Genomic DNA, 15,421 nt, shown 5'->3' with positions numbered 1-15,421 from the left:
ATAATATAGGTACTGACGGCATGTCCGAAGACGCACAGGCACCCCAGGAATACGGTGCAGATTCCATTAAGGTTCTCAAAGGGTTAGAGGCAGTTCGAAAGCGCCCTGGTATGTATATCGGGGATACGGACGATGGCTCGGGTCTGCACCATATGGTGTATGAGGTCGTTGACAATGGGATTGACGAAGCGCTGGCCGGTCACGCGGACCATGTAACCGTCAAAATCCACGCGGATTCCAGCGTTTCTGTCAGCGACAATGGCCGCGGAATTCCCGTCGATATTCACCCCGAAGAAGGTGTGTCCGCAGCAGAAGTGATCATGACCCAGCTGCATGCTGGCGGCAAGTTCGACAGCAATTCCTACAAGGTGTCCGGCGGTCTGCATGGCGTGGGCGTTTCGGTGGTGAACGCACTGTCCAATTGGCTGGAATTGCGTGTCTGGCGCAATGGTAAGGAGCACGTTGCGCGGTTCGAAGGTGGTGAGACGGTCGAGCATCTGAAAGTTGTCGCTGAATGCGGTGATCGGACCGGAACCGAAGTGCGGTTTCTAGCGTCGTTGGATACGTTCTCAAACCTGGAATATTCATTCGAGACGCTGGAAAAGCGTTTGCGCGAACTGGCCTTCCTGAACTCGGGTGTACGGATCATTCTGATTGATGAACGCCCGGCTGAACGGTTAGAGACCGAATTGTTTTACGAAGGCGGCGTCAAGGAATTCGTCAAATACCTGGACCGCTCCAAGACCTCCGCGATGCCCGAACCGATCTATATCAAGGGTGAGCGCGACGATATCGGTGTCGAAATCGCCATGTGGTGGAATGACAGCTATCACGAGACAGTCCTGCCCTTCACCAACAACATCCCACAGCGCGATGGCGGAACCCATATTGCCGGTTTCCGCGGTGCGCTGACCCGGACCATCAACAACTACGCCCAGACCAGCGGGATCGCGAAAAAGGAAAAGGTCAGCTTTACCGGCGACGATGCGCGCGAGGGTCTGACCTGTGTGCTGTCGGTCAAAGTCCCAGACCCTAAATTCTCGTCCCAGACCAAGGACAAGCTGGTGTCATCCGAGGTACGCCCTGCAGTCGAAGGTCTGATGAACGAAAAGCTGGCTGAATGGTTCGAAGAAAATCCGAACGTGGCCAAGATTATCGTTGGCAAAATTATCGAGGCCGCTCTGGCCCGTGAAGCGGCTCGCAAGGCGCGCGAGCTGACCCGCCGCAAAACAGCGATGGATGTGAATTTTCTGGCTGGCAAGCTCAAGGATTGTTCGGAAAAGGACCCGACCAAAACCGAAGTCTTCCTGGTTGAGGGTGATTCCGCGGGCGGCTCAGCGCAAACGGGCCGCGATCGGCAAACTCAGGCAATTTTGCCTCTCAAGGGTAAAATCCTAAACGTTGAACGTGCACGGTTTGACCGGATGTTGTCATCTCAGGAAATCGGCAACCTCGTCATGGCGCTGGGCACTGGGATCGGGCGAGACGAGTTCAATATCGAAAAACTGCGCTATCATAAAATCGTCATCATGACCGATGCGGACGTCGACGGTGCGCATATCCGAACATTGCTGTTGACGTTTTTCTACCGGCAAATGCCTGAGCTGATTGAGGGCGGTTATCTCTACATCGCCCAACCGCCGCTTTACAAAGTGGCGCGCGGAAAATCCGAAGTGTACCTGAAGGATCAGGCGGCGATGGATGAATACCTGGTCAACCAAGGTGTCGAAGGGGCCGTGCTGAAGCTCGGTTCTGGCGAAGAGATCCTGGGTCAGGATCTGACGCGCATTGTCGACGAAGCGCGTCAGTTGAAGCGCGTCTTGGACGCCTTCCCAACCCATTATCCACGTCACATCCTAGAACAGGCCGCCGTTGCAGGTGCTTTTGTGCCAGGCGCGGTCGATGCGGACTTGCAGGGCGTGGCAGACAAGGTCGCCGCGCGTCTTGACCTCATCGCGCTGGAATACGAACGCGGTTGGCAGGGCCGGATCACACAGGATCACGGAATTCGTCTTGCCCGTATTTTGCGCGGCGTGGAAGAGGTGCGTACCTTGGACGGTCCGATGCTGCGCTCGGGCGAGGCGCGCAAGACCGGCAGCTTTACCCAAAGTCTGCAAGAGATCTACAACACCCCGGCAACGCTGGTCCGTCGCGACCGGTCGCAGGCAATTCACGGCCCGCTGGATCTGTTGCGCGCCATTCTGGAAGAAGGTGAAAAGGGCTTGTCACTGCAACGCTACAAAGGTTTGGGTGAGATGAACCCGGATCAGCTCTGGGAAACAACGCTGGACCCGGACGCACGTACGCTTTTGCAGGTGCGGGTGGACGACATGGTTGAAGCGGATGACCTATTCACCAAACTGATGGGCGACGTGGTGGAGCCTCGCCGCGAGTTTATCCAACAAAATGCTCTGAGCGTCGAGAACCTGGATTTCTAGGATTTTGTAGGTTTGCGCATAGCACTTCGCACACCCCATAAGTTTGCGTAGTTCGCCCATAGTTTTGCGCTGCGCGTTTCTCTGCATTAGGACGAATTCAATCAGTGTATGGCTTAGTCGTTGCGGTTATGGCCCTTTGCATTGCTCAATCCCGCAAAGGGCCTCCCTAAGGAACCTGGGATTCTCGCGAAGGTCTGCGATGCGCAGAAAGCGGACTTTGCAAAGTCGAGAATAAAGGTCCGTTATGGACGTTCCATCGCTGTCCTGGGATTTCCTGGTATCGGTCGGGTGGCCGTTGTTACAGTATGTTTAGAAGCTTTGAATACCCAGCGTTCAAAACAAGAGCCGCAAGTGTCCCTGTTATCGTCGCCGGTATACCCTGCTTCCAAGTATCGAACACTAGATGGCAGAATATCGCTCCAACAGATGTGCAGAGCAACGCAAGTGCTCCTAGCGGCCCGATCCACGACGATTGAAACCAGATGGCAATTGCCCCGAAAAGTTCCCCGCATCCGACGAGGAACATGATCTGCCTGTTGAGACCGTAGCTTTCGAACATGCCCAACTGGATTTCAAAGACCTTCTTTTGCCACCCAAAAATCTTGATGGATGAAGCAAAGAGAAAAAATGCAGATAGAAGACCGATGGCGATGTTCAGGAGCAATGCTAGTCCTTCCGGTTTGATATCTTGTAGGCTGCCGGAGATACGCCCGTCCATTTACGAAATGCTCTGGAGAAGGCGGTTGGGTCGGCATAGCCAAGCCTTTGCGCTGTCTCGCCGACGGATTTATTGTTTTTTGCCAGCAGGCGTTCGGCTTCTTCCTGCTTAATGCGCGCGATCACTTGGGACGCCGTTTGACCGTAAGGTTCCAGCCGGTTGTTCAGTGTTTCCTGATGAAAGCCGCAAAGGTCCGCAAGCTCATCCACACCAAATCCTGAATCCGCAAGATGGACCCTGATCAGGCCTTTCAGTCCCGCAAGGAAATCCTGCGGGGCGGCCAGATCCTCATCCATAACCCTGTAGTCTGGGGGGTTTTCCAGTGCCTCTGGCCGTAATCTGAAACTTAACCAGCTGGAGGGAAACCTGATCGAAAAACCTTGAGGATTGCACTTGATTGCCCGAACGCCGTGAAATTGACCGGGCAGCGCATCGGGGTCACTGACGCGAAGAATGACCTGGTTGGGGTCCCACCTGAAATCCAGGACACGGTGCAACAGGGATATCCATATACTCGTCAGAAACGCATCGGTCTGGCTGGGAGAAACCGAAATTTGGAAGTTCCTTTTGGCACTGAAATACGCGTGCTCTCCTTCAACAAAGAGGGATTGCGTAACGGCATTGGATTCCTTGGAAACCGCTTGTGTGAACCTGGTAAAGAAGTCTCCCAATGTAAGGGCTTCTGCCAGCATATCGCCGAGCGGGAGAAATTTTACAAGGTCAACGGATTGCCCGACCCGTGCGCAAAAATCCGTTGAAGTGGCTTCTGCCACGGCCTGATAGATCTGGTAGACGGTATCGTGGCGCAGGAAGTTCTTCGGGTCCATTACCTGCGCTTCGTTCAACCCCAGAGGATCAAGAACAAACGCGGGTTCGACCCCCACGCTGCGAAGCGCTGCGACAACCGGACCCGCAACTGAAGCCCTGACGAGTGGCAGCGACTGATCCGTGTTATTACCAAGTCTTTTTGTCATCTCTTCTCCAGAAATTCGCAATATTCCCGAGTGTAGGAAATTCCCACAATAAAATTATGAAACCTTGCAGTTTCCCAAAACTATTTTTCTCGAACCGGTAATCTGTCAGGCATCAAGTTATTCGAATTCTATAATGACTCCTAATTGTGCCTTTTGCGATTCTTGATGATAGGAGCCCTGATGAACGGATGTCTGATGCGCATACTTGTGCCCGCAGTACTGGCTGCGAGCTATCTGTTTCCAACTCATGCCGCTTCACAGGAAGAAAGTTTCCCGGTCCTTTTCACAAATGTTCATGTCTTTGACGGGGTGAACGAGGCACGGATCGAGAACGCAAATGTTTTGGTCGTCGATAACCTGATCGCCGAGGTCTCGACTGAGCCGCTTGCCGTCGCCAATGCGCAAATCATCGACGGCGGTGGGCGCACACTGATGCCCGGAATGCATGATCAACACGTGCATCTTACGGTGTTCAACCCTCTCAGCGATGGTTTGCGCCAGAATATCACACCCTTTCATCTTGGCGGCGTCGCGACAATTCGGTCTGAACGCATCCTGATGAATGGGTTCACCACTGTCCGGGACCTGGGCGGACCAGCAAAATCCATCGCTCGCATTATAGATTCCGGCATGTTTCCCGGGCCGCGCATTTACTCCTCTGAAGCCTTCATCACCCAGACATCCGGGCACGCGGACTTCCGTAAACTGAACGACCGGCATCCCACACTGTCTGGGCAAGGACCATCACATTGGGTCGAAAGTGAAATGAGCTTTATAGCCGATGGGCCGGATCAGATCCGGATGGCTGTACGCGAGAACCTGCGCCGCGGGGCAACCCAGATCAAAATTATGGTCAGCGGCGGTGTTACGTCCGAGTTCGACCCCCTGCATTCGCTTCAGTACCAAGCCGATGAAATCCAGATGGCAGTCAAAACCGCCGAACAGTGGGGCACTTATGTGACCTGCCATGTGTTCACTGAACAGGCGATCCGAAACTGTATCGACAATGGCGCGAAAACCGTCGAACACATCCCGTTTCTGACTTCGGAAGTGGCCGAGGTCATGGTTCAAAAACAGATCATGTTTGCGACCGCCGTGGCTCCGGTCTACTCGGTCTCCACCGAGCAGGCCGAAGCTTTTTACACACCAGCGTCGTTTGCGAAGTGGAAGACGGTGCGGGATGCCGCGGCCAACATGATTGAAGTAATTCAAACCACGCCCGGCATGATCGACCTCTATACCCTGGGCACTGACCTCATCAACAACTGGGACCAAACGCTAGAGCAGGACAAGAAGATGAGCGACGAGTTCAAATACCTGCTTGAAGCGAATTTCACACCCTTCGACATATTGCGCATCGCAACTTCAAACGGCGCGCGCATGAACCGTCTTACTGGTTTGAACAATCCTTATCAGGACGGCCCGCTTGGTGTGGTCGAAGTGGGTGCATACGCCGATCTTCTATTGGTCGACGGGAACCCGCTGGAGGACATCCTGCTGCTATCCGATCCCGACACCAATCTGAAGATCATCATGAAGGATGGCGTGATCTACAAGAACACACTCGACTGAGTGTCGCGTGGGGTGAACTTACCTCGGCACCCCGCGCACTAAATTTTAAGGGAGAGAAGGACATGAGTATTTCGACAAAGACGGCTGCCGTCGCGAGCCTCGTTTTTTGCACGGCCACTGCCGCATTTGCACAGGATACCTTGCCGCAAACCCTGTTCACCAACGTCCATGTCTTTGACGGAGTAAATGAGGCGCGGATCGAGAACGCCAGCGTTCTGGTTGAAGGCAACTTGATCAAAGAAGTGTCCACCGAGGCCATCGACGCGCCTGGCGCGACGGTTGTGGATGGAGGTGGTCACACATTGATGCCGGGGTTGATTGATGCGCATGTGCACATGGCGATCACGGAGCCGGTTGCGGATCTGAGGGACAATTTTGATTGGATGTACTGGGGGGCCGTTTCCACGATCGAAGCAGAAAAGATGCTGTTGCGCGGCTTTACTTCCGTCCGTGATGCGGGTGGGCCGGCGATGGGGCTTCAAAAAGCCATCGACCGGGGTAAAGCAATTGGCCCCCGTATTTACCCGTCCGGGCCAGTGATCTCACAGACGTCCGGGCATGGTGAACATCGGCACTACACAGAACCGCACCCAAACTTCGAAGGTGCCTCGCCCTCATTCTTCAACCAGCACGTAGAGTTTCTTGCTGACGGTGTTCCAGAAGTTCTGCGGGCGACGCGGGAAGCGCTGCGTCTGGGCGCATCGCAAATCAAGGTCATGGCCGGCGGAGGTGTGTCTTCCAGCGTAGACCCATTGCACACCGTTCAATTCTTACCGGAAGAACTGGAAGCTGCAGTCAAAGCTGCGGCAGATTGGGATACTTACGTTCTTGTGCACGTCTACAACGACGAGAGCATTCTGCGGTCCATCGAGGCAGGTGTGCAGAGCATCGATCATGCACAATTGATGACCGAGGTGTCGGCGCAGGCGATCAAGGACGCGGATGTTTGGGTTGTGCCATTCTTCTCGCTGCTGGGGCTGGATGCCGAAACAGTCACCAAAGCGCTTGGTCCGTTGGCTGCGCCCAAGTTCCTCGAGGTTCAGGGCGGGGCGAGAAACCAGATGCGGTTGCTGAAAGAATTCGGGATCGAAAAAGTCGCCTTTTCAACCGACATTATTGGGGATCCTGTCGCTCTCACCAAACAGAACGATGAGTTCAAGTACCGTCTCGAACAATGGTCATCCTACGAAGTTCTAATGCAAGCAACCTCTAAAGCCGGTGAATTGTTGGCCCTGTCAGGCAAACTCAACCCCTATCCCGAAGGCCCGCTCGGTGTGATTGCAGAAGGTGCGTATGCCGACATTCTACTGGTCGATGGAAACCCCGTCGAGGATGCCCTGATCATGACGGATTACGAGAACAACTTCGATCTGATCATGAAAAACGGCGTGATCTACAAGAACACGCTGGAATAAAAGGAAAGTGGGGTGGTCTATCTTTGATAACCCCACACGTCAGCCAAGAAACCTTCCCTGAAAGGAAAGACTGTGAAACATCTCAGCCTTGGCGTCTTTATGGCGATCTGTGGTTCAATTGTTGCTGCTGAAGATGCCGAAAGCATGCGTACGTTTTTGTTCATTGGCACGTCCAATAGCGCCGCTTGGGAAATGCAGATCGCCAATCCGGGGGATCGCGCAGTCTCGGTGAAGGGCGGGATCGAAGCGCTCGGTGGAGAGCTTTTGAGCTATTACTGGGGGCTTGGAAACGGGAAGAACTACATCACTGTTTCCCTGCCAGACGATCCAACCTTTATCCAGGCCTTCTATGTCAGCCGCCTCGGCGACGGCCTGTTGGATGACTACCAAATGATCGAATTGATGAGCAGCGCCGACATGGCTGTGGCACTGGAACGTGTTCCCGAAATCAAAGCTGTGGATGACGTAAAGTGATTGGAGGTTCGTCGCACCAGAGATCGTATCTTCCACCACGACCGACCCTTGCCACCGCATTATTGAGCGCCTTTGCACTATTTGGTGGTGCTGCTGATGCCCAGGAAAATGCTGCTCAGGCGAAACTTGAGGCCGCAGCCCAGGTATCGTTGGGTGGTCCGGGATCAGCCAGCGCGCAGCAGGAGCAAGACAGGTTGCGCCGGCTGGAAGATTCGCGTTGGCCCGGTTTGGACCGTGCCATTGATCCAACCGAAACCGCTTTGGGTCGATTTCGGGAAAACACCGGATTGGCGCTCAGCTTTGATTACCAAGCGCTATACCAACGCAGTTCTCACAGCCTGACCGGGCAGGACGAATCTGCATCCGGTCAGCTCAGGATGGTTGGGACGTGGGAATTGGCAAACCGGGGTGGTGAAAACCCGGGTAGCCTTGTCTTTATTCTGGAGAACCGACACCGGTTGGGCCAGTCCATTGCACCCTCAGCACTGCCTGCGCAAATTGGATATCAAGGGGCAACCGCGGTCACGTTTGGGGACACAAACACGACCTTGTCGGTAGCTTACTGGCAACAAGCCTTCGCAAACGGACGCGGAGGAGTGGTGGCGGGTCGGATCGATCCGGGCGACTACTCCGACATTCTTGGGTACGTGAACCCACGAACGACCTTTTCGAACTATTCAATCCTGTTTAGCCCTGTACTGCCAATCCCAGATCCAGGCTTTGGCGTCACGGTCGGCGGCTATCTGACGGATCAGATTTACGCGTTAGGGGTGGTCAGCGACGCCAATGGGTCTCTCACAGACATAGAGTGGTTTTCCGGGGGTAGCGAATTTTACAAATACGCCGAGATCGGCTGGACGCCCGAAAAATCAAAACGATTTTTGACAAACGTTCATCTGGGGATGTTTCACACGGATGCGCGCCAACAAGTTGGCGTACCGGAAACATATGGAGCCACACTTTCTGCCAACCATACATTCGACAACCAACTGATGATCTTCGGACGGCTGGGATGGTCCAATGGCGGCGGTGCGTTGGCCAGGCGTGCAGTCAACGCAGGCTTGATGTGGCGACCTGGCACCTATGATGATCTCCTTGGCATAGCGGCCACTGTTGCCGACCTGACGACACCAGGATTGCCCAATCAAACGACACTTGAAGCTTTCTACCGTTTGGACTTGGCCGACAATCTGGCACTGACGGCAGACGTGCAATACCTGAAAAATCCCGGATCAAACTCGAACGACCCGCTGGTCTTGGGACTGAGACTGAGGGTCAATCTTTGATGAATGCCGGGTAGCAGTTTCCGTTCGGGCTTCATTTTGGCCGGAACGGGCGGGGGCGGCAAGTGAGTGGGCCGCCCCCAACTATTTTTGATGGCAGACCTTTTCGGTCTCCTTATGATCTCTTCAGTCTTTATGTGGGAGCTTTAGTGTCATGACGCGATACATCTACGGTTTGGTTATTTTGCTCTTTGCTGCGGCGGTTTCGACGTCAAACGCTGTTCCAGCGTACGCACAGAACGCGGCGAGTGAACAGGAACCTGCCGAGGTACAGCAAGAAGATCTCTTAACTCAGGTTGCCGACAAATCAATTTCTGCCGGTGACCTGGAGATACTGCTTGTTCCGCTGACGACTGATGAGCTTTCAGAAATTGCTGTTGCCTGGCAAGACCATGTTCGCAACCAACTTGAAGAAATTGCCCGTATCAATCTTAGCCTTCAGGACGGAAACGAAGCGCAAGAAGATGACCTGAGATCACAGCTTTCTTTGATAAACGACACTGGCACTGTAATTTTGGATAATTACACACTGGTCTTGAACGAATGGGCCCTAAAGGGTGCCGCCGAAGAAGACCTGAAACCGCACACCGATTATCTTTTAGCGCTCAAAACTGGCGTGCTTAAAACAACGGATTTACAGACGTTATTTCACAACGCTCTCCAATGGTTGGTTTCCTGGGAGGGAGGCGCTGGTCTTCTATTGGCTGGGTTGGGTGTTTTGGCTGCTGTTTGGGTTATGATGTTTGTAGCCAAAATGGTGCGTCGTTTAACTGAGCGCGGTCTTGAAAAAATACCAACAATATCGCGGATGCTTAAGAAATTCATTGCGACCGCAGTGTTTTGGGCGGTCTTTATTCTCGGCATTCTGGTTGTACTTGCCTTGTTTGGTGTGAACGTCACTCCTTTGTTTGCAATATTTGGTGGTTTGTCTTTCATTCTTGGCTTTGCGCTTCAGGAAACGCTAGGCAATCTCGCCAGCGGTCTGATGATCATGGTTTTGAAGCCATTCGATACCGGAGACTATATTCAGGTTGGCGGGTCATCTGGTTTTGTTGACGAGATGTCGGTCGTTTCGACAAAAATCCGAACCTTCGACAACCAGATCATCATTGTGCCGAATAGTAAGATCTGGGGTGACGTAATCACAAATGTCAGCGCATCTGATGAGCGTCGCGTCGATCTGGTTTTTGGGATCGCGTATTCAGACAACGCTGCTCACGCAATCGATGTTCTGAAGGAATTGGTCGCAAGACATGAACTATGCCTGAAGTCGCCTGATCCAGAAATATTTGTTGGTGAACTTGGCGACAATTCAGTCAATATCTTTTGTCGACCGTGGTCCAAGTCTGACGACTATTGGACTGTCTATTGGGACCTCACAGGACAAGCCAAGGAGCGGTTTGACCAAGAGGGAATATCAATACCGTTCCCGCAGCGCGATGTTCACCTGATCCCAGTGGAAGGAGTAAAGACATGAGAGCATTAGTAATATGGATGATGTCCTTTCTGCTTCTTTGCAGTGTAGCCTCGGCTCAGTCAGAAGAAGTTTTGCTGCCACAGCAGGAGCGAGAAGATCCCGAATTCATAGCACCGGTCATTGTCGATGGGGATGAGCTTTTTGTCGTCCGCGGATCCAGCGCATTGCCCGCAACGGACAGGGCCGCAAAGATTGAAGAAAGAATTGCTCAAGTTGCGGATAGATCAGAGAGCAAAACGGTCGACATCCAAATCACCCGGGCTGAATTTGGACAACTCGTACGCGTCGACGGCCATATGGTCACTATTACCACTCAGGCTGACGCCGACCACGAACAGATGGACATTGAAGTTCTGGCCGGGCTGCAAGCAGAGGCCATCGAAAATGCCATTTTAAAGTACCGGGAAGCGCGATCCAGCGAAGGCCGCGTTGACAGCGCCTTGGCCGCTGTCGCTTGGACGGCGTTGTTTGCACTGGTGTCATACTTCTTCTTTGCCAAACGGAAGAAGTTTCTGGGCTACGTCAGAAACAACTTGGAAAAGAGAGCGGAAAGCGTCGAGGAAGCTACAAAGTCAATCCTACGAAGCAGGGCAATCGCGTCTATCATCGTTTATTCAATTCATGCTTTGATGTGGGTGCTGTTTCTGTTTTTTCTTTATTACTACCTGTCCTTGGTTTTGCTGTCTTTCGCGGAAACTCAGGCCATCGCTCAAGTTCTTCTCAAGTACGTCAGTGAGCCATTGATAAATGTTGTGCTGGCTGTCGTTGGGTACATCCCAAACCTGATCATGCTGGTGATTATTGCAGCCTTATGTCGATTTGCGATCCGCGGCCTCGATCTGTTCTTTGACAACCTGGAGAACGGTGCATTCGAAATCAAAGATTTCGAGGCGCACTGGATCGCGCCAACGAACATGCTGTTCAGGGCTTTGATCATCGTGATCGCACTGGTGTTCGCCTACCCATACATTCCGGGCTCAGGTTCCCGGGCGTTTCAAGGCCTGACAATTCTTGCCGGTATCATGGTCTCGTTGGGATCTAACACAGTTGTATCGAACATGATGGCAGGTCTGTTTGTCATCTATCGGCGCAGCACGAATGTTGGTGATCGAATAATGGTTGGCGACAAGATAGGGGACGTAACCGAAATCAAGCTTATGGAAACACTTATCAAATCCATCAAAAACGAAATGATCAGTATTCCAAACGCTCAGTTGTTGAACTCAGAAGTCGTGAATTATTCGCGCAAAGTCGATGGTCGAGGCCTTCTCGTTCACACAACGGTCGGGATCGGGTACGAGGAGCCGCCAAAAAAAATCACGGCAATGTTGATAGAGGCGGCTCATCGCACACAGGGTTTGAAGAAAAACCCGGAGCCTTTTGTACTTTGGACACAGTTGGCTGACTATGCCATCAATTACGAAATTAACGCATACACATCTCGAGGATCGAGTTTGCCTAAGATTCTGTCTGATCTACACCAAAACATCGTGGAAGTGTTCAACGAGAACGGTACGCAAATTATGACACCGTCCTACATGGCCGACCCGCCAAGTCCTAAGATTCCCACCGAAGAATGGGATGGAAAGCTTGCTCATATAGCGGAGTAAAAGAATACCACGTCCACTCTGGGTCCACTAAACCCTTCCATTGCAGGTTGTCGGATTAGTTTGATTGATCCAGAGCAATGGGTAGGATTAATGAAATAGTTTTCAGGACGTTTTGAGGTTCCAGATGATCAATTGGGCATTTACTGCAATGGTAACGCTTCTCGCGAGTGGCGCTCTTGCCGCTGGTATGGAGCGGTGGGGTGAGTCTGGCGACTGGACAATTTTGATCGACCTCGAGAAAGGAAACGGCTGCCTCGCGTGGAAGCCCTTCGAAGACGACATGACAGTTGAAATTGGTGTCGCACCCAATCAGGCTGGCGGTTTCTTTGCCGCCTACAATCCGGCCTGGCTTCAGATTGAGGACGGATCAACCGGTATCGTGAACTTCGATTTTGGTGACGCAAAGTTTGAAGGCGAAGCCGTAGGTGTTTTTAAAAATGGCGTCCCCGGGGGTTACGCCTTTTTCGACAACCCTGCGTTTGTAACCGAATTCGGCAAGCGCCAAAGCGTCACGATAATTGGTGAAAGTGGAGCCGAAGTAGAACTTGATCTAAGTGGGTCCTCAAAAGCCATCGAGGCCGTTTTGGCATGCCAGGCAGAACAGCCTGAACCACTAAAGAACTAGGTCGTGACCGGCTATTTCAGTTGATTGATGTCTGGCACGCAAGGTTGCCTATCTGCTGGCATCGCATCAGCACCTTCCGGAGCCTTGTTTCTGGATCCACCCACATCCAACTTGAACTTCGGTGACGAAAGTTGGCCAGTCACGTCAAACGGCCACGCGCTACGGGATAACGGATTGCCAACTCGACGAGGTTCTGCCCTGATCGCAATAGTATCTTTGACCCAATCCACTTGGCCCTTGGCCACCAATTGAACAGAACCCGTTTCAACCACGATGGAGTCTGAGCTTACCCGGCCGGCTTCGATGTTAATTGGTGCCACAACGCATGTTATGTCCGTGTAACCTTGACGGAGTTCCTCTGAAAACAGCCAAGGGAAAACACCAAGCCCTGCCAACTCCAGAAGGCTGGTGCTGACATAGCCTTGCGACATCGACAAAGAAGCATTGCCGCGCATGGAATTCACAAACGCATTGCCAGACGCGGTACTGCCTGAAACGTTGAACTCACCACTCAATCGCCCATATGCATCTATCCCGATACCCAGTTCATCGAGAATCTCTCCGAATTCCCATCCTGAGGTTGACCCCGACAAGGAGAGCCAATCAGGTGAGTCAATCAAATCCATCACTGCCCGTAGGCTGAAGTTTCCACCGCCATATGCCAATTGGAGCGGGCCAAAATCTACGGTCCCTTCTTTTGCAGACAATTGGCTGGAAACAGAAGTTACGCCTTGTTGGCCAACAATCTCCTTAAAGTCGATTTGTACCTCGACGTCAGCCTCTCTCAGTACGCGCTGCACATCCAGAAGATCGGCTGGCTTTCCTTTCTCCTTTGGTAAAACCAAGGGTTGTACGTTGGTTTCCTTCGGTAGAACCAAGGGCTGTACGTCGGTTTCAGGATCTTTTGAAGCGTCGCCTACCAAGCTTTTAAGCTGGTCCAGCGTGGCGGTCAGGTTTTTTAGATCGTTTAAATCGAGCCTTTTACTCGCAACGTTTCCGCGAATTACAGAAGCGCCATCGGGAAATTTTGCATCCAAAGCGGCCAGAAGGTGTGACGAACCGGCTTCAAACTCGATTGAGGCAGTGAAGTCCTCGCCCTGCTTCGACGTCTCTGCATCGACGGCAAGTGCGCCGATCTCGACAGATTGCAACTTGAGCGCAGTCAGAAAACTAGCTCCGTCGCTGACATCTAGTTCCACGTCAAAATCAAGGCCTGACAGTCCTTTCAGTTCGCTGACCGATAGCGCGAGGTCAAGCGCCCAAAGATCTGTGCCATAGGTGGTTGCATTAAACCTGTTGAGCGAAACAGGCCCTCCTTCATTGGACAAGCTGAAGTCGGCATTTATGCCACCGAGCTGATTGACAAAATCTTCATCCATATTTGGCAAAATCAACTTGGCCGGCCCGTTGAGTGTGCCATCGAAGGTCACGTCCTGAAGCTGAAGCAGGTCGAGAATTTCGCCGTCGGCCTTTAGAATTGGGTCCTCGACGGGTCCAGCCTGTAAGGCGATGCCCAGCATCGCAAGTCGACCATCGGGCATGCGGCGAATGCGTTCAATAGAGGCTGGCCCGATCACGTCCAGGCCTTGGTCAAATGCGTTAGTTTGGAACAGAAGCTTCTCGAACTCGAAAGACGCAAGGGATCCCACCATGTGCATTTCAAAGGCTGTGAACTTCAGCTCCTGGAAACTCTTTGCTGCGTTCGGCGGCTGCCCCTCAGGATATAGCCGCGCGTCGAATAACAGATCAACGCCCCGAGCTGTGTAGAGGTCTTCTATCGATCCTTCAGCAGTAAGTTGCTGTCCGTCCTCAAGGTTTACGGTGGTCGTAAAGGTCTCGATTTTCAGAGCATCCTGAGAAACAAGCTCTGCTTGCAGCTGGCCATTCCCTTCCAGAACTCGCTCCAGCCCAATGACTTCAAGAAAGTCACCGAATTCACCAGTGTCCATCTGCAAGACAGCACGATAGCCGCCTCCCTCGTTTTCCGAAAACGGTTCGCCGTCATAGCTCACCGTCATTTCGCCAAAATTGGCGCGCGTCGTAAACGGTGCGCCATGAGGATAGTCACCCTCGATTTCGAAACTTTGACCGTTGACGAAGCCGGTCCCCGATACCTTTGTTCTTTGCCCTTTGTCTACCTGTTCCAGAGCGAGAGACTGGAGGTCAAACACGAACGAAAAGCCAGAGGATTGATCATCAATGTTCAACCCAATGGATGTGAAAGTTACATTCTTGTCGCTCAGGAATGAGAGGATCCCGCTACCTTCTGGGTCGCCCTCATCGGACCCGCCTGTCTCAGCTATAGCCTCTTGATTGTCCTCTTCCGTGGCGTTTTCGGGTTCAGGTTTTGGCGTCGGTCGGCCTTTTCGCCAACTTGTAGTGCCGTCAGCGGCTGTAAGGAAATTCGCCTGGAGACCGTCAACGACGAGGTTGTCAAAGTGCAGACGTCGATTGGCCAAAGCAGCGACATCCAATTCCAGTTCCAGAAGGTTCAATTCTGCAAGAGATGTTTCCGGCATTGTTTGGCTCGGGATAACCACACCACCGACGTAAATGCGGGTAATGCGTCCAAGCGCGACACTTACATCGTCGTTGACCACAATCGGTTGTCCGATTTGTTCAGAAAGGACTTTTTCGACCAGGTCACGTCGCATCTCCGAGAATAGCGGCGCAGCAAGTAGCAACCAAACAAGTGTGATTGTTGCAAACACAAGTAGTACGACAATCCCAATTGTTCTAAACAGCCAAGTCCTCATGCATCCCCCTGTCGTCGCCTACGCCGTTTTGTCTATCTTCAATTCGGCGTTCGCCAATCTGCTGGACTAGATGGGCACA

Annotated in this window: 11 protein-coding genes; 8 read left to right on the top strand and 3 right to left on the bottom strand. The window is 52.6% G+C overall.

Features of this window, described 5'->3' with window-relative positions; translation table 11 throughout:
* Nucleotides 1-20: 20 nt before the first annotated feature.
* Entirely contained in the window at nucleotides 21-2,438 is a 2,418-nt protein-coding gene (gyrB, locus tag QMP16_RS13495; RefSeq protein WP_058272964.1) for a DNA topoisomerase (ATP-hydrolyzing) subunit B, read from the top strand.
* A gap of 298 nt (nucleotides 2,439-2,736) precedes the next feature.
* On the opposite strand, the gene QMP16_RS13490 is transcribed toward gyrB, so the two are convergent.
* Nucleotides 2,737-3,156 carry a DoxX family protein gene (locus QMP16_RS13490; RefSeq protein WP_282152806.1) on the bottom strand — a complete coding sequence of 140 codons (420 nt, stop codon included), beginning with the start codon at nucleotides 3,154-3,156 and terminating at the stop codon, nucleotides 2,737-2,739.
* On the bottom strand, nucleotides 3,105-4,130 hold the full coding sequence (locus QMP16_RS13485) for a helix-turn-helix domain-containing protein (protein WP_282152805.1): 1,026 nt from the start codon (nucleotides 4,128-4,130) through the stop codon (nucleotides 3,105-3,107). The genes QMP16_RS13490 and QMP16_RS13485 overlap by 52 nt, the downstream gene beginning before the upstream one ends.
* Nucleotides 4,131-4,310: 180 nt before the next feature.
* Between QMP16_RS13485 and QMP16_RS13480 the strand changes: the two genes are divergently transcribed.
* The 7 genes from QMP16_RS13480 (at nucleotide 4,311) to QMP16_RS13450 (ending at nucleotide 12,586) form a co-directional block, all read left to right on the top strand.
* Nucleotides 4,311-5,702 (top strand): metal-dependent hydrolase family protein, encoded by a 1,392-nt coding sequence (locus tag QMP16_RS13480; protein WP_282152804.1) that lies wholly within the window; start codon nucleotides 4,311-4,313, stop codon nucleotides 5,700-5,702.
* Between the two features lie 62 nt (nucleotides 5,703-5,764).
* Complete coding sequence (locus tag QMP16_RS13475) at nucleotides 5,765-7,117, top strand: metal-dependent hydrolase family protein (RefSeq protein WP_282152803.1); 1,353 nt, start codon at nucleotides 5,765-5,767, stop codon at nucleotides 7,115-7,117.
* A gap of 72 nt (nucleotides 7,118-7,189) precedes the next feature.
* Nucleotides 7,190-7,591 (top strand): hypothetical protein, encoded by a 402-nt coding sequence (locus QMP16_RS13470; protein ID WP_282152802.1) that lies wholly within the window; start codon nucleotides 7,190-7,192, stop codon nucleotides 7,589-7,591.
* 62 nt (nucleotides 7,592-7,653) lie between these two features.
* Complete coding sequence (locus QMP16_RS13465) at nucleotides 7,654-8,877, top strand: carbohydrate porin (protein ID WP_282152801.1); 1,224 nt, start codon at nucleotides 7,654-7,656, stop codon at nucleotides 8,875-8,877.
* A gap of 151 nt (nucleotides 8,878-9,028) precedes the next feature.
* A complete protein-coding gene (locus QMP16_RS13460; RefSeq protein ID WP_282152800.1) occupies nucleotides 9,029-10,351 on the top strand; it encodes a mechanosensitive ion channel family protein in 1,323 nt (440 codons plus the stop codon).
* Entirely contained in the window at nucleotides 10,348-11,961 is a 1,614-nt protein-coding gene (locus QMP16_RS13455) for a mechanosensitive ion channel family protein (protein ID WP_282152799.1), read from the top strand. The genes QMP16_RS13460 and QMP16_RS13455 overlap by 4 nt, the downstream gene beginning before the upstream one ends.
* Nucleotides 11,962-12,109: 148 nt before the next feature.
* Nucleotides 12,110-12,586 carry a hypothetical protein gene (locus tag QMP16_RS13450; RefSeq protein ID WP_282152798.1) on the top strand — a complete coding sequence of 159 codons (477 nt, stop codon included), beginning with the start codon at nucleotides 12,110-12,112 and terminating at the stop codon, nucleotides 12,584-12,586.
* 11 nt (nucleotides 12,587-12,597) lie between these two features.
* On the opposite strand, the gene QMP16_RS13445 is transcribed toward QMP16_RS13450, so the two are convergent.
* Nucleotides 12,598-15,342, bottom strand: coding sequence for an AsmA-like C-terminal region-containing protein (locus QMP16_RS13445; RefSeq protein WP_282152797.1), 2,745 nt, complete (start codon nucleotides 15,340-15,342; stop codon nucleotides 12,598-12,600).
* Between the last annotated feature and the right edge of the window lie 79 nt (nucleotides 15,343-15,421).

The sequence above is a fragment of the Ruegeria atlantica genome (assembly GCF_947495585.1).
Classification (GTDB): Bacteria; Pseudomonadota; Alphaproteobacteria; order Rhodobacterales; family Rhodobacteraceae; genus Ruegeria; species Ruegeria atlantica_G.
Note: the sequence above shows the minus strand (reverse complement) of the source record. Positions and strands in the feature narration are given on the sequence as shown.